The organism is Paraburkholderia bonniea (genome assembly GCF_009455625.1).
GTDB lineage: Bacteria > Pseudomonadota > Gammaproteobacteria > Burkholderiales > Burkholderiaceae > Paraburkholderia > Paraburkholderia bonniea.
The window spans coordinates 971,620-996,596 of record NZ_QPEQ01000001.1 but is presented as its reverse complement, the minus strand read 5'-3'; the positions used below and the strand labels follow the sequence as shown (position 1 = coordinate 996,596).

The window sequence follows — 24,977 nt, the reverse complement described above, 5'->3', positions numbered from 1 at the left end:
GCCCCACAAGAAAGGAATGGGCGATACTTCAGTTCGATTTTTTCTGGCTCCTTCGCTCAATCCGATATGACCCAACTCACTCTGCCCAGACTCGGTTTCATTGGTGCTGGCCGCGTCTCGCGGTGCCTTGCGCCAGCGTTCGCGCGCGCGGGCTATCCCGTCACCGCCATCGCCAGCCGCACGCTCGACAGCGCACGCACCGTCGCCAGCCAGCTTGAAAACTGCCAGGCCTACGCCGATCCACAACAAGTAGTAGATACCGTGGATCTGGTTTTTCTCACGCCTCCCGATGACCAGATCGTGCCGAGCGTCAACGCTCTCCAGTTCGGCCCGTCCGAATCCTCCCCGAACACCACACGCGCATGGGCCATCGTGCATTGCAGCGGTGCCTCACCGGTCAGCCTGCTGGACTCCGCCCGTGCCCAGGGTGCCGCGACAGGCGGGTTTCATCCGCTCTATCTGTTTGGCGGTAGCGTGGAAGATATCGAGCGCATCGCAGGCTGCTCCGTCACGCTCGAAGCCCAAGGCACGCTAAAAAAAACGCTGATCGCGCTCACCGCCGCGCTGGGCTGCCATCCGCTGTTTATTCCGCCCGGCAAGCGCATGCTGTACCACGCCGCAGCGCACTACGCCTCAAGCTTCGCGCTCTGCGGCCTCGCTGAAGGCACACGCCTCTGGCAAACACTCGGGTTCAGCCAGGCCGACGCACTACGCGCGTTGTTGCCAATGCTCGCCGGCACGCTCGAAACAGCACGCGACCGAGGGCTGGCGCAAGCGCTTGCTGGCCCGGTATCACGTGGCGACACCGGTATCATGCAAGCCCAGCTGGACTTGCTCGAACAATGTGGTGGCGACCATGCGGCGCTCTATGGCCTGCTAAGCCGCCGCGCAGTCGATCTGGCCCGCGAACGCCCCACGCCGCCTGTCGCCCTCGATGAAATCGCCCAGATGGTCGAAACCTCGCTGGAGCGCTCACTGCTACAGGCACGTGATATTTCGCCCATAAAGGCAAGCCGCCAGTAAGCCGTGATAATGTGACGCCGCGCGACGGACCGCCGCGCTTGCAGCACCAGGCGCTCGGCTATGCCTGGCGCTGCTTTTGCGGCACCTCACCAACGGGATTTGCCCCGGATATTTTTTGAAGGAAAGGACACGAGATGTTCGGCGAAATCGCCCATTTTCTGCTCAGCACGGTTTTCACTCTATTCGGCGCGGCGCTGCTGCTGCGCGCATGGCTGCAAGTCGTGCGCATGCCCCCGTACAACCCAGTGACCAGCACCGTGCTGCAAGTCACCAACTGGCTCGTCCTGCCGCTACGCCGTGCGATTCCCGGCACACGCGGCGTCGACTGGGCCACCATCGTGGCAGCACTGCTGACCGCCTTTGTCTACGGCCTGGCGATGGTGGCCGTAACCGGCACCGATCCATTCGAGCAATTACCGCTGTCGCTCATCATTGCGGTCTTGATGGTAATTAAATGGGCGTTGAATCTGGTGATCTGGCTCACCATTCTGATGGCGCTGCTGTCGTGGCTCAATCCACGCTCACCTGCCATGCCGATTCTTTATCAACTGACCGCACCATTACTCAATCCGTTACGGCGCGTGATCCCGCAACTTGGCGGCATTGACCTGTCACCTATTCTTTTATTCGTGATCGTGCAGGTGCTGCTGATGATTGTGACGCGTGCGGGAGCGTCATTAGCGAACTTCCCACTGTAATAAAGGTGGCGGCGTGCGGTGGCAGGACTAACGAAATCCTTGCAGCCGCACCGCCCCCACAGATTTACTCAGATCTAGAGCCTGGCCAGTAACAACAATGCCACCGCGCTAACGCCCTCAACGGCCGTTAGTTGCGCTTTGGCCGCTTAGCGAAACGCCCCTTCTGCATCCGACATTACTTCGTGGCTTCCCCGTTCTCAACGAGAGCCCATGGGTGCGCCAGGCGAGAATACGCCTGGATAAAAACCCATGAGTGCACTTATTGCAGTAGGCGGCTATAAAAATTTTTCATCGTAGATACCGATAAAACATATCCCATTATGGAAAAAATAATTACCGAGAGAGGCTCACCAACCTCACAACGAATCGACTATGTCGATGCGATGAAGGGAGTCGGCATAATTCTTGTTGTATTCGGGCATATGCTCATTAACGGGCAAGACTGGATCTCGGACCGGATATTCGATTACATTTATCTATTCCATATGCCGCTCTTCTTTTTTATTTCTGGCTTTCTCTTTAAACCAGAGCGACACCCTTTTTTATTACCCTTCGCCGCCGCGCGCTTTAGGTCGATAATACTACCGTATCTGATTTTTACATTTTTCTCGGTAGCATTATTTTTACCTCAAGCCCATCGAGTGACGCCCATCATGCTCGACATTATTATGGCAAAGCGGCAACAAATGCCATTTAATGAAGCACTTTGGTTTTTGCCAGCCCTGTTTGTGGTTGAAATTGCTTTTTTCTCGATCCGAAAGATTCTCCGGATTCCCGTCGCAATCTTCCTTGTTACGCTAGTCGCGTCGTATTTAGGCTATCCGTACACGTCACAACCAAATCTTCCGTGGTCGGCTGATGCGGCGGCATATTATCTTATTTTCTATTGTGTGGGTTACTACTGCGCCAATTCCAGCATCATTTATAATCTCAAAAAACTCCAGGCTTGGGCCGCTTGCGCATTTATAACTGTTGCAGCTGTCATTAATATCTGGGGAGCCATTCTGGCGGATAAAATACCCAATTACTACAAAACAGTTTCGCTTTACTACCCTCGCCGATACGCCCTGTTTGTGCTGATTGCATTTTCAGGCATCGTGCTAGTTGCAGCGCTCGGCAAACTGTTAGAAAACTACCAACCCCTTTCCCGGGTAGGAAAAAACTCTCTTCTTATCCTCGGATTACATATACCGATCCGATTTTTAATTCTTGAGCCGATCGTTATCTGGCTAGCACCTGAAATTTATGTCGCTGAAAATAATGCCGGAATGTTTTATTTCACGATAGTGTGCATGACCCTGGTGCCGTTCGTTTTGGTATTTAAAAAAATAATGAACCACCTCAGTTAAGAAAAGACTACTCTCCGGCGCCGTTATCGCAGCGCCGGTATTTCCCCGCATTCGTCGCCATGATAAGCGGGACGCATAGAGTGGCTGGCCGAACGGCCAAAACTGGCCCGCCATCATTGCCAAAGCGCTCGCATTTTTCACGCCAGCAACTCAATCCCACCTCCCCAAAGCGCCCAAACCCCTGTAAAATAGCGCGCTCTGCGGGCGTCGTATAATGGCTATTACCCTAGCTTCCCAAGCTAGAGACGTGGGTTCGATTCCCATCGCCCGCTCCAGCATGCCCCAACCCCTTTCACGCAAGCCGCTGAAAGGGGTTTTCATCATCCGCCGCACCCACACTTTTTGCTCAAAGCAGCGCTTGAGAACAGGCGGCCGGACACCTCACGCCTCACCCGAAATCTCCCGCTATGTTTCAACCTCCGCCAGGCGCTTATCATCAGCCCTCGCGTGATCCCCTCACAGGTCTGCCATGAAGAAAGTCGTCCTTGGTTTGCTCGCGGTTCTGGTTATTGGCTGGCTGGCCATGACTACGCATATCCCCACCCCGCCAACCGCCGCTCCTGGCACCCCGGAATGGGCCGCCTATGTCAACCAGCATTACTTCGATACCTCAGACGGCCAGGGGCACGGCCCTGACATTGGCGAAAGCGAATGGGTAGATGCGATAGCCAGGCACGCCAAAATGCAGCTCGATGAAAACTTGCCACTCGCCCAACGCTGCCAGCTGATTCAAAACCAGTTTGAGAAACACACCTATGTCATCAACCAGAAACTGGGGTTTGTTCTGGCCATGTAACGGCAAAACCCCCATTAAAACGCATACTGTGCGGCCACTTGCCTCGCTTGCCTGTATTCACCTGGTTGCCCCTTCTTACCCGTCTTTCTCCTGACACCATTGACAATGATTCACGATCCCAATGAACCCGGTTTGCCGGAAACCTTCTCAACAGGGCCGGGCGACACCACACCTGATGAAGCAACCGACTCCACCAGCGAGCCGCTTCATCTGCGCCGTATCCGGAGTTTCGTCACACGCGCCGGACGCGTCTCGACCGGGCAGCGCCGCGCCATGGATGAATTCGGCAGCCGCTTTGTCGTGCCCTTCGCCCCCACCCAGCCCGACTGGGCAGCAAACTTTGGCCGGCACGCGCCACGCGTGCTGGAGATCGGCTTTGGCATGGGCGCGAGCACAGCGGAAATCGCGGCTCATCGTCCTAACGAAGACTTCATCGGCGTTGAAGTCCACGAGCCCGGCGTTGGTGCATTACTCAAGCTGATCGGCGAGCAGGAGCTAAGCAATATCCGCATCATTCAGCACGATGCCGTCGAAGTGCTCGAACAGATGATTGCGCCCGCCAGCCTCGACGGCGTGCATATTTTCTTTCCCGATCCGTGGCACAAGGCGCGGCACCACAAACGCCGCCTGCTTCAGCCGGTGTTCGCCGCCCTGCTGGCCTCGCGCCTGAAACCCGGCGCGTATCTGCATTGCGCGACCGACTGGCAGCATTACGCCGAACAGATGCTCGACGTGCTTGGCGCAGAACCCACGCTGGAAAATACCGCCGACGGCTATGCGCCGCGTCCCGCTTACCGTCCTGTGACCAAATTTGAACGGCGTGGCATACGGCTCGGCCATGGCGTCTGGGATCTGGTTTTCCGGCGGCGCAACGCGGCCTGAAAAGCAAAAAAGTCTGCGGCTCACTACGCCGCAGACTTTTTTCACTTCATCTCAAACCTGAACCCAAGTGGCACCGCACTTAACCCGCCCAGTTCAGCCCGCCGCTATACCCGACCAGCAAAATCAGCAGGCCAAAGGCGATGCGGTACCACGCAAACACCGTGAAATCATGGGTAGCGATGTAGCGCAACAACCAGCGCACACAGGCAAAAGCACTCACGAATGCCGCGGCAAAACCGATGCCAAAGGTGCCAAAATCCGCGCTTGAAAGCCCGGCCCAGCCCTTGTGAAGCTCATAGGCCGTCGCACCGAAAATAATCGGAATAGCGAGAAAAAACGAGAATTCGGTCGCTACCCGACGCTCAAGGCCGAACAACATGCCGCCGATAATCGTCGAGCCAGAACGCGACATGCCGGGAATCAGCGCAAAGCACTGCGCCAGCCCTACCTTGAACGCATCGAGCGGCGTCAAGTCATCGACCGCCTGCACCCGGGGCGGCTCACTCTGGTCGCGCTGACGCGCTTCAACCCAGAGAATCAGCACCCCACCCACCACCAGCGCCAGCGCCACCGGCACGGGCGAAAAAAGCGCCGCTTTGATCGCTTTCTCAAACAGCAAACCAAGCACGACCGCTGGAATCGTCGCCACGCACACATTCAACGCGAAACGCCGCGCACTGGACTGAGTTGGCAAGCCGGCCAGCACGCAACCGATACGGCGCCGGTACTCCCAGCACACCGCAAGAATCGCCCCAAGCTGAATCACGACATCAAACGTTTTGGCCTGTTCACCTGTGAAGTTGAGCAAGCTGCCGACGACGATCAGGTGACCCGTGCTCGACACCGGCAAAAACTCGGTCACACCTTCAACGATGCCTAAAATCAGTGCCTTGCAAATGAGAATCCAGTCCATCCGTCAGTCCCGCCCAATAATTGTGATTTGTGATGAAGGCTCAAAACAGCAACCAGCGTTGCACTCAACCATTCGCTTACCGCACAACGCTGCAGCTGTTATTTTTCGACGATTTCAACGCGTATGCCGTTTGTAAGGACGGTGATTGTACCGGGTTCATAATTCACCCCGGCAAATTGCAACTGCTCGGGCTTGAAGGTGTAAACCGGGTAGTTATCCAGCAACTGCGTGGAAAGCATCGCGGCCGCAGCGCTGACCTGCTGTGTATAGGCCTGCCCCTGGCCATCCAGGCTGACGTTCTCGACCGTCGGGCTTTTGAGCACCACGGCATGGTTGGTTGAGTCATACGCCAACTGGCTGGTCAGCGTGAATACCCCCGCCACAGGCTGCGTCAGAAAAGGACTCGCCAGACGGATATCGAGGCGCACCGAAACACGGTTTGAATCCGCCAGGAAACCTACCACCGGATTCGTCAACGCGATCTCGAATACCTGCGAGACCGTGCGCTGATACGGAAATTTGCGTTGCACCGCAGCGAGCACCTGCTGCTGTGAGAACGTGTAGTGCTTCGGCATAAAGGGAAAGATCGACACGGCCTGAACCGGCCACGGTGCCACCGCACCCACGGTAGCTGCCGCAACCATGGCGGCAAGCAGGAAACCGCGCCGTCCCGGCGCGACAGAAACAGAATCAGTCATGCGAATTCTCCGCTTCAAAATCGAGAATTGAGAATTAAGAATGGGAACAGGAAATCGGGGGATTAGAAGATAAGGGCCCTAGGCCAGCATCATCCAAACTAATGAGACCCCATCACAACCGGCTGGGTTTGCGTTTCAAGCAACACCAGCCATGCCAGCGCTTCATCGCGCGTCGTGCCGCACATCGGCATTTGCGGTTGCAGACCCGAGCAACAGGCCGGTCGTTCGGGCTGGCCAAAAATCGCGCAGCGCATATCGTCGCCCAGTTGCACGCAGCGCTCGCCTGCCGCCTTGCCATGGGGCATGCCGGGAATCGGGCTGGAAATAGAAGGAGCGATGCAGCATGCGCCGCAGGCCGGACGGCACGCGACGCTCGTGGCATCAGACGAACAAGACGAACCATTGGCAATCAGCACAGCTTTCCTGAATCGAAAACAACGGACCCGCATTGTGCCATCGTGGCCCGCGCGGTTTTGATCTGGCGTTTTGGTGTTTCTGGCGGGAACGGATGGGGCGCGTGGCAACGCAGCGGTTTTTCGAGCATTTTCGAGCGCTTGTGACTAACCTAGGCACGCGCGACAGAACATGGCTATGTGACTTGCCCAGCATCATGTTTTCCGCCATAATCTACGTTTTCGCCTAGTGCAGCCTTGTGCAGTAGCAGCCATAGACGAAAATTCAGATCATGCCTCGGTGGTGAAATTGGTAGACGCGCCGGACTCAAAATCCGGTTCCGAAAGGAGTGCCGGTTCGATTCCGGCCCGAGGCACCAAAAAGTATTCCGGTTAGCTCCGGACAAGTGCAAAAACCCGCGATAGCTTGAAGCTTCGCGGGTTTTTTGTTGCTTTGGTAATCCGGTTTGTTCCATGGACAGCCGGTGGTATCGAGTGGTGCGGGCGGTACTTTTGTAACACTAGGCGAATGACCACCGCTTTTCTTCGTTTGGAGATACCACTGGACATAACGTCATGCCGCTCACCGACAACGTGAAGAATGGCCTGTTCAAACCCTAACTCGGATAAAACCACAACAAAAAAATAATACCGGCCATGCCAATAACAAAAGCACGGCTAGAACAGGCTGTAGACCGCAACATAAGCCATTCCCCGCAGATATTCATCAAGCACATTGATATCGAATTGCCGGATTTTACTGACTGATTCAACGATAAATGACAAAAACTCCACATCATGCCCAGAAAAATAAATCCGGCCAAAATTACCTGATTAATACAACAACTCCGACAACAACTCCGACAACAACCCTGGCAACAACCCCGGCAATAAAACTGCTCAACTTCCCGCCAGCCAGCTCTACGCGTTAAAGCAAACTGAAAATCCCCAGATGCTGTTCAGCGGCAAAACACCTCAGCATCACTGCACCAACATCAACTCAAAACGCGCTTCACCATCGCTTCGACGCTGCGCTAACTCACACACCGCGCCACGCCACACGACGCCAGAAACCGCCCGCCAGGACCTGCTGCCTTGCATCCAGCGACTAAGGCTTACCCTGGTTTCGCGTCATTTGCTTCACCGGCGGCAGAACCGAACGAATTTTCCGAGTACCATTAAGCGTTTATTTCGTCACAAAATCCAACGAAGCAAATGTCATCCTATAAATATCTTAGATACCCCCTGATTCTTAAGAATTTTTGCTTGTGCGCCTTGGCGAAAAATTCTTAAAAAAATCACGAACGTCTTAAAAATGTTGACTGAATAAGTCACTCATTCAGCCAATCTCCCACAGCATCCCTATCAATCATTACGCCGGTTTTTTTACAAAGCATCAACCTCAATGGCCCAATATATAAACCGCGTTATCCAGACAATTTTAATTTTTATAAAAAATCCTGCGTTACCTTGTCTTTCCAGTGACAACGGAACATCACTTGAGTTTTAATACGCAGCGCTCGGCCACACGCTAAAAAATGTTCGTGCTCACGCGTGCTCTGGCCAGCATCACAGGCTTCGATTCGGGCGCTGGCACGCTAGCCCCAGTCAACAAACGATTTACCCGGTTAGAAGGAGACAGCAATGATAGATGGACTGATCGCGGGCAAGGTCTACGGCCAGCCCTCGGCGCGTGAAGGCCAGCAGGGCCGCACGTTTGTCACAGCCAAAGTGCGGGCCACCAGTCAGAACGGCGAAATGCTGTTCGTCAATGTCATTACGTTCGACCCTATGGCGCAAACCGTCTTGCTCGCGCTGGACGACGGCGACAGCATTGCGCTGGCCGGCACGCTAACGCCCAAGGTGTGGACCGACCGCCATGGCGTCGTGCGTCCAGCCATTGACATGGTCGCGCATGGGGTCCTGAGCTCGTATCAGGTGCAACGCAAGCGCCAAGCCACCGAGTGGCCCGAGGCCAAGCCACAGCACAGCGAGGTCACGTTCCAGGACGGTGAGCTCAACGTGGCGGCAACAAGCAGTGAATGATTGCGCTCCACGAGCGGCCGTTACGCTTCAACCGCGGGCCGCTCAGTAGCTCCTCAGTAGCTCCCCAGCAACGCAGTAATTCAGCGCTCAAGACGCGCGGCAAATTTGCGCGACCGCGCGATCCAGTCCCGCCAGATGCAGCCCGTCCAGGTTATTTTTCTGCGCCACTTCTCCCGCCGCCAGAGCCACCTGGAGTGGACAATCAGCGCTCGCCCGCAACGGTGCGAGCGCTTGCAGGTTTTGCAGAATCAACACCTGGAGCGCGTCCAGTTCGGGGCGAATCACATTAGTCAAACTCTGCCGTGGCGTCGCCGGCGCACCCGCCAGACGTCGCCAGTTGTTCAGCAGCGCGTACTGCACCTCTTTATTGGCTTCGATCTGGTCAGCAAAAATCGCGCTGGCATCAGCGGCTGTCACGTTATACGTTGCTGCCATCGCAGCCGCATTCGCCAGCACCTGAGCCTCACGCTGCGGGTCGTAGACACTCTGGCCGCTATCCCATTTGCTCAATGCAACCTGATCGGCAATCACCAGGCGATCGGCCATGCCCTGAACCAGTGGCACAAAGGCATTCGACTGGGCGCTAACGCCCGGCGAGCAGGCTGTGGCCAACCATAAAGCAGCCATGCCAGCGGCAAGCCGTCGCGCGCTCAGACAGTCAATCAGTTTCGTCATTGTTTTCGTCTCATGAGATCGGATTCGGGAGCGTATCAACCGCTCTCCCAGTGCTGCGAAGCAGCGCCAAACTGCGCCTTCATGCGGACATAGGTTCATACGCCCCGCCACGCACAGCTCACTGAGTAACGCCACGTGCCGGATCGTTCATCCCTGATCCTGTCCGGCACCTCAAAAAAAAACGGGCTCGCAACGCTGCGAGCCCGTTTTCCTGCCTATATCGCCTATCGCCTATCGCCTATATCGCCTATATCGCCTATGTGGCCTTATATCGCCCGTATGGAGTAAGAATGGCCCCGGCCACCCACTCGCACCTCAAGCACGATCGGCCCCCATCAGTTGCGCTGAACTGCGGCGGCGCTTCACCTGATAGCCCACCCACATCACCAGCAGCCACACCGGCACTAGCCAGACCGACACCGAAAGCCCCGGCGTCAGCGCAAGAATGACGAGAATCATCGCCATGAACGCGAGGCAAATCCAGTTGCTTACCGGGAACCAGAACGACTTGAACACCAGCGTCTGACCTTGTGCCTCCATGGCCCGGCGCGACTTGATATGAGTCAGGCTGATCAGCGCCCAGTTCAGCACCAGCGCAGCGACGACCAGCGCCATCAGCACGCCCAGTGCTTCGGCTGGAATCAGATAGTTGACGATCACACAGGTGAAGGTGGCCAGCGCCGACAAACCAATCGCCATGTACGGCACACCCCGGCGATCGACTTTCATCAGCACGCGTGGCGCGTTGCCCTGCTCGGCCAGGCCGTACAGCATCCGGCTGTTGGCATAGACGCCACTGTTGTAGACCGATAGTGCCGCCGTCAACACCACCACGTTAAGAATGTTCGCGGTCAGGCCTGAGCCGATCTGCGAAAAAATCATTACGAACGGGCTGCCCCCAGCGGCCACCTGGCTCCACGGATACAGCGACAGCAGCACCACCAGCGAGCAGATATAGAAAATCAGGATCCGGTAAATCACCTGATTGACGGCTTTGGGAATGCTTTTTTGCGGATCAGCGGCTTCAGCGGCCGTGATGCCAATCAGCTCTAGCCCGCCAAACGAAAACATGATTACCGCGAGTGTCATGAACAGGCCATGAAAGCCGTGCGGGAAAAAACCGCCATCGCGCCACAGGTTGGTGATCGACGCTTGCGGGCCGCCCTGGCCGCTCAGCAGCAGATAACCACCGAACAGAATCATGCCGATGACCGCTGCCACCTTGATGATGGCGAACCAGAATTCGGTTTCGCCATAGGCTTTCACGTTGGCGAGATTAATCGCGTTAATGCCGATGAAACAGACCAGCGCCGACACCCAGCTTGGCACCTGAGGCCACCAGTAATGGACATAGGCCCCAACCGCCGTCAACTCAGCCATGCTGACAAGCACATACAGCACCCAGTAATTCCAGCCGGAGAGAAACCCCGGAAAATCGCCCCAGTATTTATAGGCGAAATGGCTGAAGGTGCCCGCCACCGGCTCTTGCGCCACCATTTCACCCAACTGCCGCATGATCATGAACGCGATCACACCACCCATCGCATAGCCGAGAATCATCGACGGCCCGGCCGCCTGCAAAACACTCGCCGAGCCCAGAAACAAACCCGTGCCAATGGCTCCGCCTAGCGCAATCAGCTGAATGTGACGGTTCTTCAACCCGCGCTGCAGGCCCTCTTGCTGCTGTGGATTATTCAAGATGTACGCCTCAGTATTTGAAAATCAACCACCCGGCCAGACGGGCTCTGGCCAGTTGCGGTGTCGCTGTGTCGCTGCGTTTCGGCGTCGGAAAAACCGAAAAACAACCCAGGAACAAGCGAAAAATAGACGCGGAATTCTACGTGACCCAAGGTCGCGCACCTAGTGGGATGAACCCGGGTGCGGCTTGGGTCATGGCTTGGGTTACGCCCTGGGTTACGCCCTGGGTTACGCCCTGGGTTACGCCCTGGGTTACGCCCTGGGTTACGCCCTGGGTTACGCCTTGGGTTACGCCTTGGGTTACGCCTTGAGCCACCGCTTGAATCACACCATCAACCTGGCACCGGCCACCGTCTCCCTTGCCCACGCTTTCCCGCCACCAGCCAGTTCACGCGCCGGGTAGAATACACGCCCCGCATCCGCCCTTCGCATGGCTTTCCAGCTTTTTCCGCCACCGCGTGGGCCTGGCCCGTTTTTCTCTCCCGATGAATCTTGAAAATATTCTCTTCAGCCAGGGTTTTGGCTCGCGGCGCGAATGCCGGGCGCTGATTACCCAAGGCCGGGTGACGCTGGCAGGCATCGCATGTCTTAATCCGGCCCACGAGGTCGAACTTTCCGATGCGTTCACCTTCGGCGTCGATGGTCGGGTCTGGCCCTGCCGGGAGCGTGTGTATGTGCTGCTGAACAAACCCGCAGGTTACGAATGCTCACGTGAGCCGCAACACCATCTCAGCGTGCTGAGCCTGTTGCCGCCGCAATTCGCCACGCGCGGCGTGCAATGCGTCGGGCGGCTCGACCAGGATACAACCGGCCTGCTGCTGTTCTCCGACGATGGTCAGTTCATTCACGCGCTGACCTCGCCAAAGCGCAAAGTGCCGAAAGTCTATCTGGCGCGCACTCGGCATCCGCTGGATGCCACGCAACTCGATGCACTGCGCACAGGTGTTCTGCTGCACGGCGAAGCGAAGCCAGTCGCGGCGCTCGCTGCTCAGGCCCGGAGCGAACATCTGCTCGAACTCACCGTGCAGGAAGGCAAATATCACCAGGTCAAGCGGATGGTCGCAGCAGCGGGCAACCGGGTGGAGGCGCTCCATCGTGAGCAGATCGGCCAGTTGACGCTACCCGCAACGCTGGCAGAAGGCGCATGGCAGTGGCTCGACGCAGCCGACCTCGAACGCCTGGCGCAACGCAGCCCAGCCGCAGCACCGGGCCACGACCTGGCGTAACAAGCACTGCGTCGGTCAGGCCATCGGTCAAGCCATCATCAGTCAGGCCAAAAAATTCCGGCGCGGCTAACTAGTCAAGACAACCGAACAAGTGGCATGAACAGCAGCAGCACAAAAAGCGTGGCGGACGGGCGTGGCGTGGCGTGGCGTGGCAAACATAGTTAGCGGCACTGCGCTGCAGTGCGTAAAAAATGCTCCACGCTGGGATAACGCAAACGAATCCGCAACTCTCGTTTAAGCCGCTGGTTCAGCAAACAGCGGGATTCCTGCATAAACGACAGCAGCACCGGCTCAAGCTGCTGCGCGGCTTGCTCACGTGTCACACGCGGCGGCCGTGGCAGCGCAAATGCATCCGCCACGCGGTCGAAGTACTCGCCCATCTTCATCCGGCTGTCATCGCTCGCGTGCACCACCCGGGCGGCCCGGCCATGCGTGGTCAAACGCACAAGAATCGCTGCGAGATCGTCTGCATGAATGTGATTCGTATAGACATCGCACGCGTCGGCAAGCGCGGGCGTGCCGCGTTCGAGGCGAGCGAGCGGCAAGCGGTTGGCGGCGTAAATGCCTGGAATGCGCGCAATGCTTGCGCGAATCTGGCCGCGTGCGGTGGCGCGGCGCAGTTGCTGTTCGGCTGACACGCGGCGCTTGGCCCGGGCGTTGACGGGATGCACCGGGCGCGTCTCGTCGATCAAGGCACCTGCGCAATCACCATATACACCCGTCGTGCTGGCATACACCAGCGGCAGTGAGCGGCGCGGCCCGGGAGGTACTGCGGGTACAATGCGCGCTTGGCGTTTGCCCCATGCAGAACCCGCGTGGAGCCAGCGGCGGCAAGTCTCAGACGGGTTGTGCAGAAGCCGCCGCCGGGGTCTGGCCAGCGCCGCCAGCAAGGCCCGGGTGCGGCGATCATCGTCGCCATTTTTTTGTGGTGGTGCCAGATGGATCACCGTGGCACCAAGACCAGCCAGTCGTTTCAGACTACGGCGAGCGTCGAGGTCACCCACCAGCGGGCTCGCCCCTGCCGCGCGCAACGCGGCACAACGTTCAGGCTGGGTGGTCAGTGCAAAAACATGGGCGCGGTGGCGCAGCAGTGCAACGCAGCGCAGGCCGACATCGCCGCAACCAACAATCAGCACGCGCGGCCGGCGCAACCTTCGGGGTGTTTTCATGGTGGCCGCATTGTAAGTCAGGCACGACTCGCACCTATTACCGACCCTCCCTTCTCGACTTCTCTTATGGCATTCAACGTAACCCTTCGGCAAAGCGGCCGACAGTTTCAGGTAGAACCTGGTGAACCCGTACTGAGCGCCGCGCTGCGCCAGGGCATTGGCTTGCCATATGGCTGCAAAAATGGTGCCTGTGGCTCGTGCAAGGGCACGATCATCAGCGGCCAGGTCGAACAAGGCGCGCATTCATCGTCGGCGCTGCCAAACGACGAAAAAACCCGCGGCATGGCGCTTTTCTGCTGTGCCACAGCCACCTCCGACCTCGAAATCGACATTCGTGAAGTCGCTGGCGCAGGCGATGTGCAGACCCGCAAACTGCCATGCCGGGTGAACAGCATCGAGCGTCTTGCTGATGACGTTATCGTGCTCAAGTTGCAACTGCCCGCAAATGAACGCCTGCAATATCTCGCCGGGCAATACCTCGAATTTTTGCTGAAAGACGGCAAGCGCCGCAGCTATTCGATGGCGAACGCGCCGCACGCCGAAGGCCCCATCGAGCTGCATATCCGCCACATGCCCGGCGGCACTTTCACCGATCACGTGTTTGGCGCAATGAAAGAGCGCGACATCCTGCGCTTCGAAGCCCCGCTTGGCACCTTCTTCCTGCGCGAAGATTCGGCCAAACCCATCGTGCTGCTCGCCTCAGGCACCGGCTTCGCGCCGCTCAAGGCCATCGTCGAACACGCGGTGTTCAAGAACCTCGAACGCCCGATGACGCTCTATTGGGGCGCGCGCCGCAAGAAAGACCTGTACCTGTTCGAGCTGGCCGAGCAATGGGCCCGCGAGATCCCGAACTTCCGTTTCGTGCCAGTGCTCTCCGAGCCCGATGCCGCCGATGCATGGACCGGCCGGACTGGCTTCGTGCACCGTGCCGTGGCCGAGGATCTGCCGGATTTATCGGGCTACCAGGTGTATGCCTGCGGCGCGCCCGTGATGGTTGAATCGGCCCAGCGTGATTTCACGCAAAACCACGCGCTGCCGCAAGACGAGTTCTACGCCGACTCATTCACCAGCGCCGCCGATCTGGCCAACCCCGTTTAAGCCATTGCGGGTGCGCCGGAATTCAATCCCGGCGCACCCGCCCCCGCGTTACCCCCGCTACCGCCATTACCCACGTTCCCCTTCATTCATTCGCCTTACCGCATTGCCAGGAGCTTGCCGCCATGAATTTCAACGACTACCCGATTGATTCGCTGATGTACATCACGAACCGGCCTGAGATTATCTTCACGCATGGCAAGGGCTCATGGCTGTATGACAACACGGGCAAACGCTATCTGGATTTCGTCCAGGGCTGGGCGGTCAACAGCCTCGGTCACTGCAACGACGGCATGATCGCCGCGCTCGACAAGCAATCGCGCCAGCTCATCAATCCATCGCCTGCGTTTTATAACGAGCCGATGGCCCAGCTCGCTGGCCTGCTGACGCAGCACAGTTGCTTCGACAAGGTGTTCTTCGCCAACAGCGGCGCGGAAGCCAACGAAGGTGCGATCAAGCTGGCGCGCAAGTGGGGCAAGAAATTCAAGGATGGCGCGTTCGAAATCATCACCTTCAACCATAGCTTTCATGGCCGCACGCTGGCCACGATGTCCGCCAGCGGCAAGCCCGGCTGGGACACGCTCTATGCGCCGCAAGTGCCGGGATTTCCGAAAGCTGAACTGAATGATCTCGATAGCGTGGCCGCGCTCATCAACAGCAAAACCGTGGCGGTGATGCTGGAGCCGGTTCAGGGTGAAGGCGGTGTGGTTCCGGCAACGCCTGAATTCATGCAGCAGTTGCGGGCGCTGACACAGCAACACAACCTGCTGCTGATCGTCGACGAAGTGCAAAGCGGCTGTGGCCGGGCCGGCACGTTATTCGCGTATGAAGCCTCAGGGATCGAACCAGACCTGATGACGCTGGGCAAGGGCATCGGTGGCGGCGTGCCGCTCGCGGCGCTGCTGGCCAAAGCGCATGTCAACGTCTTCGAAGCGGGCGACCAGGGCGGCACGTACAACGGCAACCCGTTGATGACCGCTGTCGGTTATGCGGTGATGTCGCAACTCACCGCCCCGGGCTTTCTCGACAGCGTGCAGGCGCGCAGCGCCTATCTGAGCGCGAAGCTGCTCGAACTCTCGCAAGAGCGCGGCTTTGCGGGCGAACGTGGTTCGGGCCTGTTGCGCGCCCTGCTGCTGGGTAAGGAAATTGGCCCGCAGATCGTCGAAAAAGCACGTCTGATGCAACCCGATGGCCTGCTGCTCAATGCCGCCCGGCCGAACCTGCTGCGCTTCATGCCCGCGCTGAATGTCAGCGAAGCCGAGATCGACCAGATGCTGGTCATGCTGCGCCAGGTGCTCGATTCGCTGTAACGCAGCTGCCTGGCGCGTGCGTCACGTCACGTCACGTCACGTCACGTCACCTCAGCGTCACGCAACGCAACGCCATATAGGCAAAAAAAACGGCAGGCGCTCATAACGAACACGCCTGCCGTTTCTGCTTCACATGCCTCACATGCCTCAAGGCTATTCACCCAGATAAGCCGCCCGCACCTTCGGATCATCCAGCATCTGTTTCGCGTCGCCCGACATCGTCACCATGCCGGAATCCATCACATAGGCGCGATTGGCCGCCTGCAATGCCAGCCGCGCGTTCTGCTCGACCAGCAACACCGTCAGACCTTCAGCCGAAATCTCCCGCACAACTTCAAAGATCTTCTCGACCATGATGGGCGACAGCCCCATCGACGGTTCGTCCAGCAACAACAGCTTCGGCTTGCTAATGATCGCGCGGGCCATCGCCAGCATCTGCTGTTCGCCGCCTGACAACGTGCCCGCGAGTTGCGTGGCGCGCTCTTTCAGACGCGGGAAAAAGCCGAACATGCGCTCGACGTCCCGCTTGATGCCATCGGTATCGTTACGCAGATACGCCCCCATCTGCATGTTCTCGATGATCGACATGCGCGCAAAAATGCCTCGTCCTTCCGGCACCATCGCCAGCCCGCGCTTGAGCAGTTCATGCGCCGGCACGCCTTTGACCGACTGGCCCATGTACTCGATATCACCCGCTGCGTAGGGCTTCAAACCCGTAATGGCTTTCATCGTGGTGGTCTTGCCCGCGCCGTTCGCGCCGATCAGCGTCACCAGTTCGCCAGCCGCAACTTCGAGATCAATCCCCTTGACCGCCTGAATCCCACCGTAATTCACCTGCAAGCCTTTGATTTTCAGCATCGCTGTCGTGCCCATCAGTGAACTCCCGCGCCGAGGTAAGCCTCGATCACCTTCGGGTCACGCCGCACATCCTGCGGCACACCTTCAGCGATCACCTTGCCGTAATCGAGCACCGTCATGCGATTGCACAGGCCCATCACCAGCTTGACGTCATGTTCGATCAGCAAGATCGTGCGGCCATCGCCGCGAATCTTGTCGAGCAAACCCGTCAGTTCCACTTTCTCCGTCGCATTCATCCCGGCAGCGGGCTCATCCAGCGCCAGCAGCTTTGGTTCGGTGGCCAGCGCGCGGGCAATCTCCAGACGACGCTGGTGCCCATAGGACAAATTGCGCGCGGTGTAATCGGCGTATTGCAGCACGCCGACGTATTCGAGCAGCTCCAGCGCGCGCGCCTTGATCTCACGTTCTTCGCGGCGCTCCGAGGGGGTTTGCAGCACCGCGCCAATCAGCCCGTGCTTAGTCCGCACATGGCGGCCGACCATCACGTTTTCGAGCGCCGTCATGCCGCCAAACAGGCGGATATTCTGGAACGTCCGGGCAATCCCAGCCTTGGCTACCTGATGCACGGCGGTCGGCGTGTAGTTCTCGCCATCCAGTTTGAATTCGCCGGAGTCCGGTGTGTACAGCCCGGTAATCACGTTGAAAAACGTCGTCTTGCCTGCGCCATTCGGACCAATCAGGCCGTAAATCTGGCCCTCCTGGATTTGCAGCCCCACATCGGACAGCGCCTGAAGGCCGCCAAAACGCTTGTTCACTCCTTTCACGGACAGCCGGATGCGCTTACTGCCCACATCCCCGCTCACTGCACTGCTCACGTTATCGCTCATAGTGTTTTCCTCTGACCTCACGCGCGCACCGGCTTTTTGCCGTTGCGTTTCGCCAGTTTCGCCATCTTGTCTTCGTGCTTCGGAGATGGCCACAGGCCTTCCGAGCGATACAGCATGATGAGCACCATCGCCAGGCCATACAGCAACTGACGGATCACTTCGGTATCGACCACCTCATGGCCGAATAGCGCGTGTTGCAGCGGCCCCATCGTCGAGCGCAGGAATTCAGGGAACACCGCCAGCAGCACCGCCCCCAGAATCACGCCGGGAATATGCCCCATGCCGCCCAGCACCACGCATGCCAGCACGACGATTGATTCCCAGAAGGTGAACGATTCAGGTGAGACAAAACCCTGAAACGCGCCGAACATCGCCCCAGACAAGCCGCCAAACGAAGCGCCCATCGCAAACGCCAGCAGCTTGACGTTGCGGGTGTTGATGCCCATCGCCTTGGCGGCGATTTCGTCTTCGCGGATAGCAGCCCAGGCCCGGCCAATACGCGAATGCTGCAACCGGGTACAGACCCAGATCACCAGCAACGCGCACAGCACGAACAGGTAGTAATACATATAGACCGAGGGAAACTTCACGCCGAAAAACTCGTGGGTTTGCGCCAGGTTAAAACCGCCGATCGTCACCGGATCAATCCCGGTAATGCCTTTTGGCCCGTTGGTGATATTCACCGGGCGATCCAGGTTGTTCATGAAGATCCGGACGATTTCACCAAAGCCCAGCGTCACGATGGCCAGATAGTCGCCACGCAGACGCAGCGTCGGGGCCCCCAGCAAGACGCCGAATAACGCAGCCACGCCCATCGCACACGGCACGATCAGCCAGATCGGCGCATGCAGGCCGTTCGGCACGAGCTGGGCGATCCACTCGAACTGGGTCGTCAAATGCGGCGACGACAGCAACGCGCCCACATAAGCCCCCACCGCATAAAACGCGATATAGCCTAGGTCCAGCAAGCCAGCAAAGCCGACCACCACGTTCAGGCCCAGCGCCAGCATCACGTAGAGCATGGCGAAGTCGAGCACGCGCACCCAGTAATTGCCGCCAGCGGCACCGATCACCATCGGCGCGGCCAGCACGAACACAGCCACGATCAGGCCAACGAGGGCCGAGCGGGCACGGTTTTTTTCGGGGATGAGCGTCGTGGACGGCTCAATCGGTTGAATAGAAGTCATCTGTGTGGGCTCCTTTAAGCGCGATCCGCTACCCGCTCACCGAGCAGGCCCGACGGACGGAACACCAGCACGACGATCAGCACGATAAAAGCGAACACATCCTGATAGTTACTACCGAACACCCCACCGGTCAGATTGCCGATGTAGCCCGCACCCAGTTGCTCGATCAAGCCCAGCAACACGCCGCCGACCATCGCACCACCCAGGTTGCCAATCCCGCCCAGCACGGCAGCGGTGAACGCCTTGATCCCGGGAATAAAGCCCATATAGAAGTGCGCGTTGCCGTATTCGGAAGCAATCATCACGCCCGCCAGGGCGGCCAGCGCGGAGCCGATCATGAAGGTCGCCGAGATCACGAAATTCGGATTCACGCCCATCAGGCTAGCGACGTTCGGATTTTCGGCAATCGCCCGCATGGCGCGCCCGAGACGGGTTTTATGCACCAGTAGCAAAAGCGCTCCCATGACCACGAACGCGGTCACGATGATGACGATTTCGGTCATGGAGATCACCGCGCCCGGCGTGGTGTCCGTCGGATGAATCACGTTGATCGGGTTGGTCGGCAGCAGTTGGGGGAACGGCAGTGGATTGCGTGACCAGATCATCATGGCCAGCGTTTGCAGCAGGATCGACACGCCGATTGCGGTAATCAGCGGCGCGAGGCGCGGTGCCCGCCGCAGCGGCCGATACGCGACTCGTTCAATGGTGTAACCGACCAGCGCGCACACAACAGCGGCAATCAGCAACGCGATAATCAGCGTTGGCACAGCGCCCAGCCCTGGAAAATGGTTTTGCAACACGCCTATCGCCGACAGCGCAACCATCGCGCCGACCATCAGCACGTCGCCGTGCGCGAAATTGATAATGCCCAAAATGCCGTACACCATCGTGTAGCCCAGCGCGATGATGGCGTAAATGCTGCCCAGCACCAGACCGTTCAGAATCTGCTGGATGAAAATATCCATTTAATGCTCCTTAGCCTGTACCGCCAGACGGGCCTGTGTCGAAGGCAATCGTCGCGGTACAACGGATACTGAAAAAAAGACCCGTGAAAACGGCGGGCGAAACCCGCGATCTGTTTCACGTTTCGTTGCCAGCCGCCGAAAGCGGATGTGAAAACGGCACCGCTAGATGGTCTCCGGTGCCGTCAATGTGTCAATCCCCGTTAATAGTCGCGTTATTGATTCGTAAAAAAAGCTCGCCATGATACCGGTTTGCTTCTTGCGATTGTTTTTTGTGCGGCATACGGGAAACCCCACTACCGATCATTCTGATTTTCATTAACAGGCCTCCCTACGTGTTACAGAATCGGCCTATAAAGACCTGAAACCGTTAAGACGGGCGCATTGTAACTCCAATTATGCGATAGGCAATATACCGTAGCGGCAGGGTTTTCCTGCATTGCAACCTCAATTTAAGATAATTAAATGGGGCTTGTTGCAACCTGGTTGCGATTTTTTGAAATTCAGTAGTTGCACCATTAGTGAGACTGAGTGCACCAACAAAAACCCGTGATTTTTAATCATGGAACGGGCCACCGCCTGGGTCAGGCTTGCCGCATTTTTTCTGGGCTGATGTCAGCGCCGTACCGGGTGCATTTGATGCACCCCAGTAGTGCGGGAGATCAATGCCAGGCTCGGGCAATGGCGGGCAAGCGTCGTGATCGGACAGCTTTCGCGCGCGCAATAAAAAACCCCACGAATGTGGGGTTTTCAACGGCTGGACCAGCCTGAAGCTAGCCCAGCCGATTATTACTTTGAAGCATACGCGTTGCGGCATACGCCTCCATGCATTGCGGCAGAAGCCGAAATTACATGTCCATGCCCATACCGCCCATACCACCGGGCATGCCACCAGGCATTGGTGCATCTTCCTTCGGCAGCTCGCAAACAGCCGCGTCAGTTGTCAGCAGCAGGCCTGCGACCGATGCTGCGTTCAGCAGCGCAGTGCGCGTAACCTTCGTCGGATCAACCACGCCAGCCGCAACCAGGTCGACGTACTCGCCCGTTGCTGCGTTGTAGCCGTAGTTGCCTGTGCCGGCTGCCACTGCTGCCACCACGACGCTGGCTTCCTCGCCACCGTTCGTCACGATCTGACGCAGCGGCTCTTCCATCGCGCGCAGCACGATCTTGATGCCAGCGTCCTGATCCGGGTTAGCACCCTTCAGGCCTGCGATTGCCGTGCGAGCACGGATCAGCGCAACACCGCCGCCAGCCACGATGCCTTCTTCCACCGCTGCGCGCGTAGCGTGCAGAGCGTCTTCGACACGTGCTTTTTTCTCTTTCATTTCCATTTCGGTTGCGGCGCCAACCTTGATCACTGCAACACCGCCAGCCAGCTTGGCCACGCGTTCCTGCAGTTTTTCACGGTCGTAATCAGATGACGCTTCTTCGATTTGGGCACGCACTTGCTTCACGCGTGCTTCGATGTTGACCGCCTCACCAGCGCCGTCGATGATCGTGGTGTTTTCTTTACCCACTTCGATGCGCTTGGCCTGGCCCAGTTCGGCCAGCGTGGCTTTTTCGAGCGTCAGGCCAGTTTCTTCCGCGATAACCTGGCCGCCGGTCAGGATAGCGATGTCTTCCAGCATGGCCTTGCGGCGATCACCAAAGCCAGGTGCCTTCACGGCAACGGTCTTGAGAATGCCGCGGATGTTGTTCACCACCAGCGTAGCCAGCGCTTCGCCTTCGACATCTTCAGCGATGATCAGCAGCGGACGGCCAGCCTTGGCAACTTGCTCCAGCACCGGCAGCAGGTCACGGATGTTCGATACCTTTTTGTCGTGCAGCAGCACGAACGGGTTTTCGAGCACAGCAACTTGCTTGTCAGGATTGTTGATGAAGTACGGCGACAGGTAGCCACGGTCGAACTGCATGCCTTCAACCACGTCCAGTTCGTCTTGCAGCGACTTGCCGTCTTCTACGGTGATGACGCCTTCCTTGCCAACCTTGTCCATCGCTTCAGCAATACGGTCGCCAATTGACGAGTCGCTGTTTGCCGAGATCGAGCCGACCTGTGCGATTTCTTTATTGGTGGTGCAAGGCTTGCTGATCTTGCGCAGTTCTTCGATAGCGGCCGTTACAGCCTTGTCGATACCGCGCTTCAGATCCATTGGGTTCATGCCCGATGCAACGTACTTCATGCCTTCGCGGACGATCGACTGAGCCAGCACGGTTGCCGTGGTGGTGCCGTCACCGGCGTTGTCGCTGGTCTTGGAAGCTACTTCCTTGACCATTTGCGCGCCCATGTTCTGGAGCTTGTCTTTCAGTTCGATTTCTTTTGCGACCGATACACCGTCTTTGGTGACCGTCGGACCGCCGAAGCTGCGTTCGAGCACGACATTGCGGCCCTTTGGTCCCAGCGTAACTTTTACTGCGTTGGCGAGAATATTCACGCCTTCAACCATCTTGGCACGGGCGGAATCGCCAAATACGACGTCTTTAGCTGCCATCTTGTAACTCCTTGAATTCTTGTGAATATGAGGCGAAATTCGCGCTTACTTCTTCACCACGGCCATGATGTCTTCTTCGCGCATCACGAGCAGTTCATCGCCATTGACCTTGGCGGTTTGGCCTGCGTATTTGCCGAACAGAACGCGGTCGCCCACTTTCACGTCGAGCGGAATGTAGGCACCTTTGTCGTCGCGCTTGCCCGGGCCAACGGCCACGATTTCGCCCTGATCCGGCTTTTCTGCTGCGCCTTCTGGAATCACGATGCCTGATGCAGTTTTAGTTTCCTGATCCAGGCGTTTGACGATCACGCGATCATGCAAAGGACTAAGTTCCATAGATACTCCTCTTGATTAAGACGGAAGAACGCTGAAAAAAACCGGCTGGCAAAAGCCAGCCGACGATGTTGTTAGCACTCTCGTGCCGCAAGTGCTAAGTATATGGACGACCGATGACAAATTCAAGAAGGATGGGACGGGCAATTATGTTGAGCAGGCTTGGCGAAGGCGCGAAAAACCCCGGAAAACGCATGCGGGATAAGCCTGCCCCGTCTGTTATCCCGCTCGCCTGAAGTGCCTTTTCGCCAGCGGATACCGGTTCGGCCACCTCGCTCGCCGTTAATTTATTCGAGGGTATACCCTTGTTTGCTCGCCGCTCAATGCTCACCCGGCATTTATCCTGAGCGCCTTTCCATCGACTCACGCGTCTAGTTCGCCTCACATCTCACCAGCATGCGCCTTGCATAAGACACGAAGATTTAACAAATCTTTCAATAAGCATCCCCGCGCTGCGCCAGACATAAAATCCCCTCTGCCGTTTCAGTTTTCACATGGCACTCGTGTAACGCTCACGTGGCGCTATCACACTTTGGAAATTTAATTTCTCAAAAAATGTGAAACGCAGCAGGAAAGCTGCTAGCCTCGCCGGAGGTTTATCTGCCCCTTAATCGACACCCTTCCTGAGCCACGGTTAATCGCTTTGTTAACCGGCAGCGGTATCGCCTGATATTCAGCATAAAAATGGCTGAGCCGCGCCAGGATTAGCGCCACGCCATCCTTATCACATCAACACTGCTTAAAAGCACTTCATACAGGCATCACGCAGTAGTTTCAGCCGTTGTAGTTGATCCGCTGGTTTGATCCGCTGGTTTGATCCGTATCGTTTGATCCACGTTAATCGTTTGGCCTTGCCTTCACGCCAGGCCATTCAAGGCAACGGCTACCCCAGTTTCAAACGCAGTCCACTTTTTATGCATCGTCCAACCGGGAGAACTTCATCGTGAAACGATCCGAAGCCTACAAGCGCAACGTGCTGCTTCTTTGTGCTGCACTCGCAGGCGCACCGCTCTTTATCGGCATCGCCGCCCCAAGTGCGGCGTGGGCGCAAAGCGCCGCGAAGATGTCGAACCAGCAGCTAGATTCGCTCGCCGCGCCTATCGCGCTCTATCCCGACGCGCTGCTGGCCCAGGTGCTGATGGCGACGACCTTTCCTCAGGATGTCGCGGCAGCGGCGGCCTGGTCGAAGGCCAATCCGAATCTCAAAGGCGATGACGCCGTCAAGGCCGTCGCCGCGCAGCCGTGGGACCCGAGCGTGCAGTCCCTGGTGGCATTCCCGCAAGTGCTCGCCACGATGGCCTCGAAGCCTGACTGGGTGACGCAACTGGGCAATGCGTTCCTGGCGCAGCCAAACGATGTGATGGATTCAGTCCAGCGGCTGCGCAAGCAAGCCCAGCAAGCGGGCAACCTGAAATCGGGCGAGCAGCAAAAAGTCGTGGTCGAACAAAACACGATCCAGATCGTGCCCGTCAACCCGCAGGTGGTGTACGTGCCCACCTACAACCCCACCGTGGTCTATGGCACGTGGCCTTATCCGGCGTACCCGCCGGTGTATATGCCGCCGCCTCCGGGCTATGCCATCGCTACCGGCTTTGCCACCGGCCTGGCGTTCGGCGCGGGCGTGGCTGTAGCCAACTCGTTGTGGGGCGGCTTCAACTGGAATACGCATGACGTCAATATCAACGTCAATCGCTACAACAACCTCAATGTCAACAACCGGCTCAACGTGAATGGCGGCACCGCCAACTGGAGCCGCAACGCCAGTTTCAACCGGAATACCAGCCTCAATGGTGGCGTGAGCGGCGCGGAGCGCGCCCAGCGTGATGCGTATCGCGGCCGTGACAACGTGAACGCGAACGCGCGGGCCCAAGCGCAGCAGACCCTGCAAAACCGCACCGGGCAAAACCTCAGTGGAACCGCCAGCCAGCGTGTGCAAGGGATTCACCAGGGCGGAACGAACGCCAGCGATCAGTTCCGCCGGGCGCAAAGCGTCAACCACGATAACGCGCTACGCGGCGCGGGCGATGGCAATGCCGCGCGTCAAGACATGCAACGCGGCCAGGCCAGCCGTCAAGCGCTCTCGGAGCGTTCTGCGGGGGGCGGCGGGCTGCCCGGTGCCAATAGCGGCGGCGGGCAACACGGCGGTGGACTGGGGGTCAACGGCGGTGGCGTGCAACACGGCGGTGGACTGGGGGTCAACGGCGGTGGCGTGCAACACGGCGGTGGACTGGGAGCCAACGGCGGGGGCGTGCAACGCGGCGGTGGACTGGGAGCCGGCGGCGGCATGCAACGTGGCGGTGGCGCTCAGCGTCATTTCCATCGCTAATCACATTTGAACCATCCAGAAGGAG

The 24,977-nt window shown here is 58.1% G+C and carries 23 protein-coding genes and 2 tRNA genes; 13 read left to right on the top strand and 12 right to left on the bottom strand.

Annotation, left to right across the window (positions count from 1 at the left end; genetic code table 11):
- Positions 1–66 precede the first annotated feature (66 nt).
- The 6 genes from GH656_RS04355 to trmB all read left to right on the top strand — a co-directional run bounded on the left by GH656_RS04355 (position 67) and on the right by trmB (position 4,748).
- Entirely contained in the window at positions 67–1,023 is a 957-nt protein-coding gene (locus GH656_RS04355; protein ID WP_153074756.1) for a Rossmann-like and DUF2520 domain-containing protein, read from the top strand.
- Positions 1,024–1,157: 134 nt separating this feature from the next.
- Positions 1,158–1,721, top strand: coding sequence for a YggT family protein (locus GH656_RS04350; RefSeq protein WP_153074755.1), 564 nt, complete (start codon positions 1,158–1,160; stop codon positions 1,719–1,721).
- A 320-nt stretch (positions 1,722–2,041) separates the two neighbouring features.
- Positions 2,042–3,070 carry an acyltransferase family protein gene (locus GH656_RS04345; RefSeq protein ID WP_153074754.1) on the top strand — a complete coding sequence of 343 codons (1,029 nt, stop codon included), beginning with the start codon at positions 2,042–2,044 and terminating at the stop codon, positions 3,068–3,070.
- A gap of 200 nt (positions 3,071–3,270) precedes the next feature.
- Positions 3,271–3,345: transfer RNA gene (locus GH656_RS04340), tRNA-Gly, on the top strand.
- Positions 3,346–3,539: 194 nt separating this feature from the next.
- The gene (locus tag GH656_RS04335; protein ID WP_153074753.1) at positions 3,540–3,866 is read left to right on the top strand and encodes a hypothetical protein; all 327 of its coding nucleotides are present in this window, start codon (positions 3,540–3,542) and stop codon (positions 3,864–3,866) included.
- A gap of 105 nt (positions 3,867–3,971) precedes the next feature.
- Complete coding sequence (gene trmB / locus GH656_RS04330) at positions 3,972–4,748, top strand: tRNA (guanosine(46)-N7)-methyltransferase TrmB (RefSeq protein ID WP_153074752.1); 777 nt, start codon at positions 3,972–3,974, stop codon at positions 4,746–4,748.
- A gap of 79 nt (positions 4,749–4,827) precedes the next feature.
- Here trmB and GH656_RS04325 read toward each other — a convergent pair whose 3' ends face one another.
- From GH656_RS04325 to GH656_RS04315, 3 genes are all read right to left on the bottom strand, one after another.
- A complete protein-coding gene (locus tag GH656_RS04325) occupies positions 4,828–5,661 on the bottom strand; it encodes an undecaprenyl-diphosphate phosphatase (protein ID WP_153074751.1) in 834 nt (277 codons plus the stop codon).
- Between the two features lie 98 nt (positions 5,662–5,759).
- Positions 5,760–6,359, bottom strand: coding sequence for a DUF1439 domain-containing protein (locus GH656_RS04320; RefSeq protein WP_153074750.1), 600 nt, complete (start codon positions 6,357–6,359; stop codon positions 5,760–5,762).
- Positions 6,360–6,457: 98 nt separating this feature from the next.
- Positions 6,458–6,775: a YkgJ family cysteine cluster protein gene (locus tag GH656_RS04315; protein ID WP_246184202.1), complete on the bottom strand. Its 318-nt coding sequence runs from the start codon at positions 6,773–6,775 to the stop codon at positions 6,458–6,460.
- 271 nt (positions 6,776–7,046) lie between these two features.
- Here GH656_RS04315 and GH656_RS04310 point away from each other — a divergent pair.
- Both GH656_RS04310 and GH656_RS04305 read left to right on the top strand, forming a co-directional pair.
- Positions 7,047–7,131: transfer RNA gene (locus GH656_RS04310), tRNA-Leu, on the top strand.
- Between the two features lie 1,264 nt (positions 7,132–8,395).
- Entirely contained in the window at positions 8,396–8,797 is a 402-nt protein-coding gene (locus GH656_RS04305) for a single-stranded DNA-binding protein (protein WP_153074749.1), read from the top strand.
- Positions 8,798–8,884: 87 nt separating this feature from the next.
- Here the strand turns inward: GH656_RS04305 and GH656_RS04300 are convergent, their stop codons facing one another.
- Together GH656_RS04300 and GH656_RS04295 are read right to left on the bottom strand one after the other, a co-directional pair.
- Complete coding sequence (locus tag GH656_RS04300) at positions 8,885–9,472, bottom strand: chorismate mutase (protein WP_153074748.1); 588 nt, start codon at positions 9,470–9,472, stop codon at positions 8,885–8,887.
- Between the two features lie 315 nt (positions 9,473–9,787).
- Positions 9,788–11,170 (bottom strand): amino acid permease, encoded by a 1,383-nt coding sequence (locus GH656_RS04295; RefSeq protein WP_153074747.1) that lies wholly within the window; start codon positions 11,168–11,170, stop codon positions 9,788–9,790.
- A gap of 199 nt (positions 11,171–11,369) precedes the next feature.
- Here GH656_RS04295 and GH656_RS04290 point away from each other — a divergent pair, with 199 nt between their 5' ends.
- Positions 11,370–11,573, top strand: a complete 204-nt coding sequence (locus tag GH656_RS04290; RefSeq protein WP_153074746.1) for a hypothetical protein — start codon at positions 11,370–11,372, stop codon at positions 11,571–11,573.
- Positions 11,574–11,655: 82 nt separating this feature from the next.
- Entirely contained in the window at positions 11,656–12,396 is a 741-nt protein-coding gene (locus GH656_RS04285; RefSeq protein WP_153074745.1) for a pseudouridine synthase, read from the top strand.
- A gap of 161 nt (positions 12,397–12,557) precedes the next feature.
- Here GH656_RS04285 and GH656_RS04280 read toward each other — a convergent pair whose 3' ends face one another.
- Positions 12,558–13,565 carry an NAD-dependent epimerase/dehydratase family protein gene (locus GH656_RS04280; RefSeq protein ID WP_153074744.1) on the bottom strand — a complete coding sequence of 336 codons (1,008 nt, stop codon included), beginning with the start codon at positions 13,563–13,565 and terminating at the stop codon, positions 12,558–12,560.
- Between the two features lie 66 nt (positions 13,566–13,631).
- Here GH656_RS04280 and GH656_RS04275 point away from each other — a divergent pair, with 66 nt between their 5' ends.
- The gene (locus GH656_RS04275; RefSeq protein ID WP_153074743.1) at positions 13,632–14,663 is read left to right on the top strand and encodes a CDP-6-deoxy-delta-3,4-glucoseen reductase; all 1,032 of its coding nucleotides are present in this window, start codon (positions 13,632–13,634) and stop codon (positions 14,661–14,663) included.
- A gap of 122 nt (positions 14,664–14,785) precedes the next feature.
- Positions 14,786–15,970, top strand: a complete 1,185-nt coding sequence (locus GH656_RS04270; protein WP_153074742.1) for an acetylornithine transaminase — start codon at positions 14,786–14,788, stop codon at positions 15,968–15,970.
- A 153-nt stretch (positions 15,971–16,123) separates the two neighbouring features.
- Here the strand turns inward: GH656_RS04270 and GH656_RS04265 are convergent, their stop codons facing one another.
- The 6 genes from GH656_RS04265 to GH656_RS04240 form a co-directional block, all read right to left on the bottom strand.
- Positions 16,124–16,828 (bottom strand): ABC transporter ATP-binding protein, encoded by a 705-nt coding sequence (locus GH656_RS04265; protein WP_153074741.1) that lies wholly within the window; start codon positions 16,826–16,828, stop codon positions 16,124–16,126.
- Between the two features lie 14 nt (positions 16,829–16,842).
- Positions 16,843–17,655, bottom strand: a complete 813-nt coding sequence (locus tag GH656_RS04260) for an ABC transporter ATP-binding protein (protein WP_153074740.1) — start codon at positions 17,653–17,655, stop codon at positions 16,843–16,845.
- A gap of 17 nt (positions 17,656–17,672) precedes the next feature.
- On the bottom strand, positions 17,673–18,842 hold the full coding sequence (locus GH656_RS04255) for an ABC transporter permease subunit (RefSeq protein ID WP_153074739.1): 1,170 nt from the start codon (positions 18,840–18,842) through the stop codon (positions 17,673–17,675).
- Positions 18,843–18,856: 14 nt separating this feature from the next.
- Positions 18,857–19,807 carry a branched-chain amino acid ABC transporter permease gene (locus GH656_RS04250; protein WP_153074738.1) on the bottom strand — a complete coding sequence of 317 codons (951 nt, stop codon included), beginning with the start codon at positions 19,805–19,807 and terminating at the stop codon, positions 18,857–18,859.
- Between the two features lie 845 nt (positions 19,808–20,652).
- Entirely contained in the window at positions 20,653–22,293 is a 1,641-nt protein-coding gene (groL, locus tag GH656_RS04245; RefSeq protein ID WP_153074737.1) for a chaperonin GroEL, read from the bottom strand.
- A 45-nt stretch (positions 22,294–22,338) separates the two neighbouring features.
- Entirely contained in the window at positions 22,339–22,629 is a 291-nt protein-coding gene (locus GH656_RS04240) for a co-chaperone GroES (protein ID WP_153074736.1), read from the bottom strand.
- Between the two features lie 940 nt (positions 22,630–23,569).
- Between GH656_RS04240 and GH656_RS04235 the strand changes: the two genes are divergently transcribed.
- Positions 23,570–24,952, top strand: coding sequence for a DUF3300 domain-containing protein (locus GH656_RS04235; protein WP_153074735.1), 1,383 nt, complete (start codon positions 23,570–23,572; stop codon positions 24,950–24,952).
- The last annotated feature ends 25 nt before the right edge of the window (positions 24,953–24,977 follow it).